General features: G+C 73.5%; 3 protein-coding genes. 1 reads left to right on the top strand and 2 read right to left on the bottom strand.

Annotated elements, in window-relative coordinates; genetic code table 11:
- Positions 1–104 precede the first annotated feature (104 nt).
- On the bottom strand, positions 105–1412 hold the full coding sequence (locus ACFV3R_RS27235) for a geranylgeranyl reductase family protein (RefSeq protein ID WP_385588589.1): 1308 nt from the start codon (positions 1410–1412) through the stop codon (positions 105–107).
- A 101-nt stretch (positions 1413–1513) separates the two neighbouring features.
- Between ACFV3R_RS27235 and ACFV3R_RS27240 the strand changes: the two genes are divergently transcribed.
- Positions 1514–2125 carry a GNAT family N-acetyltransferase gene (locus ACFV3R_RS27240; RefSeq protein ID WP_385588592.1) on the top strand — a complete coding sequence of 204 codons (612 nt, stop codon included), beginning with the start codon at positions 1514–1516 and terminating at the stop codon, positions 2123–2125.
- Positions 2126–2213: 88 nt separating this feature from the next.
- Here the strand turns inward: ACFV3R_RS27240 and ACFV3R_RS27245 are convergent, their stop codons facing one another.
- Positions 2214–2912 (bottom strand): demethylmenaquinone methyltransferase, encoded by a 699-nt coding sequence (locus tag ACFV3R_RS27245; RefSeq protein ID WP_385588595.1) that lies wholly within the window; start codon positions 2910–2912, stop codon positions 2214–2216.
- Positions 2913–3072: the final 160 nt, after the last annotated feature.

The following is a 3072-nucleotide window of genomic DNA, read 5'->3' on the forward strand; positions in this document are numbered from 1 at the left end:
ACGGGGGCGCCCACCCCTCCGGTACTCCCGCGGGGGGTGCCCGCACCCCACGGCCCCCCCCCCCGGGGTGTGGCCGGCTGGCCGGGCCCCGGACGCCGTGCCGGTCAGGCCTTCGGGGCCACCTTGGAGAGCGCGTTGACGATGCGGTCCATCGAGTCGCCGCCGGTGGGGTCGGTGAGGTTGGCCAGGAGCTTGAGGGCGAAGCGCATGAGCACCGGGTGGGTCATGCCCCGCTCCGCGGCCAGCTTCATGATCTTCGGGTTGGAGATCAGCTTCACGAAGGCGCGGCCCAGCGAGTAGTACCCGCCGTAGGTCTCCTTGAGCACCTTCGGGTAGTGCTGGAGCGCCAGTTCGCGCCCGGCCGGGGTGGACCGGGCGTGGGCCTGGACGACGACGTCCGCGGCGATCTGGCCGGACTCCATGGCGTAGGCGATGCCCTCGCCGTTGAAGGGGTTGACCATCCCGCCGGCGTCACCGACGAGCAACAGGCCCTTGGTGTAGTGCGGCTGGCGGTTGAAGGCCATCGGCAGGGCGGCGCCGCGGATCGGGCCGGTCATGTTCTCCGGGGTGTAGCCCCACTCGGCGGGCATCGAGGCGCACCAGGTCCTGAGCACCTCGCGCCAGTCGAGCTCCTTGAACTCCGGCTTGGTGTTGAGGACGCCGAGACCCACGTTGGAGGTGCCGTCGCCCATGCCGAAGATCCAGCCGTAGCCGGGCAGCAGCTTGTGCTCGGCCCCGCGGCGGTCCCACAGCTCGAACCAGGACTCCAGGTAGTCGTCGTCGTGGCGGGGCGAGGTGAAGTAGGTGCGCACCGCGACGCCCATCGGCCGGTCCTCGCGGCGGTGCAGACCCATGGCCAGGGAGAGACGGGTGGAGTTGCCGTCGGCGGCCACGACCAGCGGGGCGTGGAAGGTGGTGGGCGTCTTCTCGTCACCGAGCTTGGCGTGGACGCCGGTGATGCGGCCGGTGCGCTCGTCGAGGATCGGCGCCCCCACGTTGCAGCGCTCGTACAGCCGGGCACCGGCCTTCTCGGCCTGCCGGGCGAGCTGTTCGTCGAAGTCGTCCCGCTTGCGGACCAGGCCGTAGTCCGGGTACGAGGCGAGCTCGGGCCAGTCCAGCTGGAGCCGCACGCCGCCGCCGATGACGCGCAGTCCCTTGTTGCGCAGCCAGCCGGCCTCCTCGGAGACGTCGATGCCCATGCCGACGAGCTGCTTGACGGCGCGGGGGGTGAGGCCGTCGCCGCACACCTTCTCGCGCGGGAAGGCGGTCTTCTCCAGCAGCAGGACGTCCAGTCCGGACCGGGCGAGGTGGTAGGCGGTGGCGGAACCGGCGGGCCCGGCACCGACCACGATGACGTCGGCGCTGTGGTCGGCACTGGGCGCGCCTGGGGACGCCTTCACGGAATCGGTCACGGCGGATCTCCCGGAACTCGGTTAACTCGGTGCCGACCGGCACAGGACAATGGGCAGTCTATGAGGCGTGCAGCTTCGCGACCTGAAGGGGTGAGGTGTCGATGAACGAGCCGCTGGAGCAGCCCCGACCGCCGGTCACCGGGGGTCTGACGTCGTCGGCCGTGAGGGTCCCGGGGCCCGCCGCCGGGCCCGCGCCGATCCCGCTGGACCGGCCCACGCCCGTGGTGGACCTCCGGGTGCCGACCGAGGAGGACGCCTACGCCTGGCGGGAGGTGTTCGACGACCCCGAGGTCATGGAGTTCTTCGGCGGCCGGTCCGCGGAGCCGTCGGTCTACCTGGAGCTGACCGCCCGGCAGCGCCGCCACCACGCGGAACTCGGCTACTGCCTCTACACCCTGACGGACCCGCTGGACGGCTCCGTCGTCGGCTTCACCGGCGCCCAGCCCTGGCCGCGCGAGTGGGGCCCGGTGGGCGAGGTCGAGATCGGCTGGCGGCTGGCACGCCGGTACTGGGGGCGGGGCTACGCCACGGCGGCGGCCCGGCTGGCGCTGGAGAGCGTGCGCACGGCCGGGGTGCCGGAGGTCGTGGCCATGGTCGACACCCGCAACGAGCGCTCGCTGGCGGTCTGCCGCCGGCTGGGGATGCGCGAAGCCGAGACGTACGCCCGCCCCGGCACGGAGGCGACGTCGGTCTGTTACCGGCTCACGCTGTAGCCGGGCCGCGGGGCGTGGGGCGGGCGACCGTCGCACGCCCCCGCGGGGCGCGGCGCCCGCCCGGCTCCCGGGGGACGCCGCGGGCGGCTCAGGCAGCCGGCTTCGTGCCGCGGTGGAGGGCGACGATGCCGCCGGTGAGGTCCCGCCAGGCCACCTTGGCCCAGCCCGCCTGCTGGAGCAGGGCGGCCAGGGCGGGCTGGTCGGGCCAGGCGCGGATGGACTCGGCGAGGTAGACGTAGGCGTCGGGGCTGCTGCTGACCGCGCGCGCCACCGGCGGCAGCGCCCGCATCAGGTACTCGGTGTAGACGGTGCGGAAGGGCGCCCAGGTCGGGTGGGAGAACTCGCAGATCACCACGCGTCCCCCCGGCTTGGTGACGCGGTACAGCTCACCCAGGGCCGCCGCGGTGTCCTGCACGTTGCGCAGGCCGAAGGAGATGGTGACGGCGTCGAAGACGTCGTCGGCGAACGGCAGCCGCATGGCGTCGCCCGCGGTGAACGGCAGCCAGGGCTGGCGCTTCTTGCCCTCCTGGAGCATGCCGGTGGAGAAGTCGCAGGGGACGACGTAGGCGCCGGTGCGGGCCATGGGCTGCGAGGAGGTGCCGGTGCCGGCCGCGAGGTCGAGGACCCGCTCGGCGGGGCGGGCGGCCACTGCGCGGTCGACCTCCCGTCGCCACAGCCGGGACTGGCCCAGGGACAGCACGTCGTTGGTGAGGTCGTAGCGTGCCGCCACGTCGTCGAACATCGCGGCGACTTCGTGCGGCTGCTTGTCCAGGGAGGCTCGGGTCACGCCTGCCATTGTTCACCACCGGGAGACGGGGGCGGGTGGGGGTGGGGGGGGGGGGGGGGGGGGGGGGGGGGGCGCCCCCCCCGCCGGATGCCGGCCGCTCGGGGGGTGGGTTGTCTGATGTACGCGTCGCGGGCGGGACGTCAACCCAGAAGGACGTGGT

This window comes from Streptomyces sp. NPDC059740, assembly GCF_042733155.1.
Classification (GTDB): Bacteria; Actinomycetota; Actinomycetes; order Streptomycetales; family Streptomycetaceae; genus Streptomyces.

Bases quoted from the DNA above. Each gene is read 5' to 3' on its own strand.
- ACFV3R_RS27240 (WP_385588592.1), top strand. From the start codon at position 1,514: ATGAACGAGCCGCTGGAGCAGCCCCGACCGCCGGTCACCGGGGGTCTG.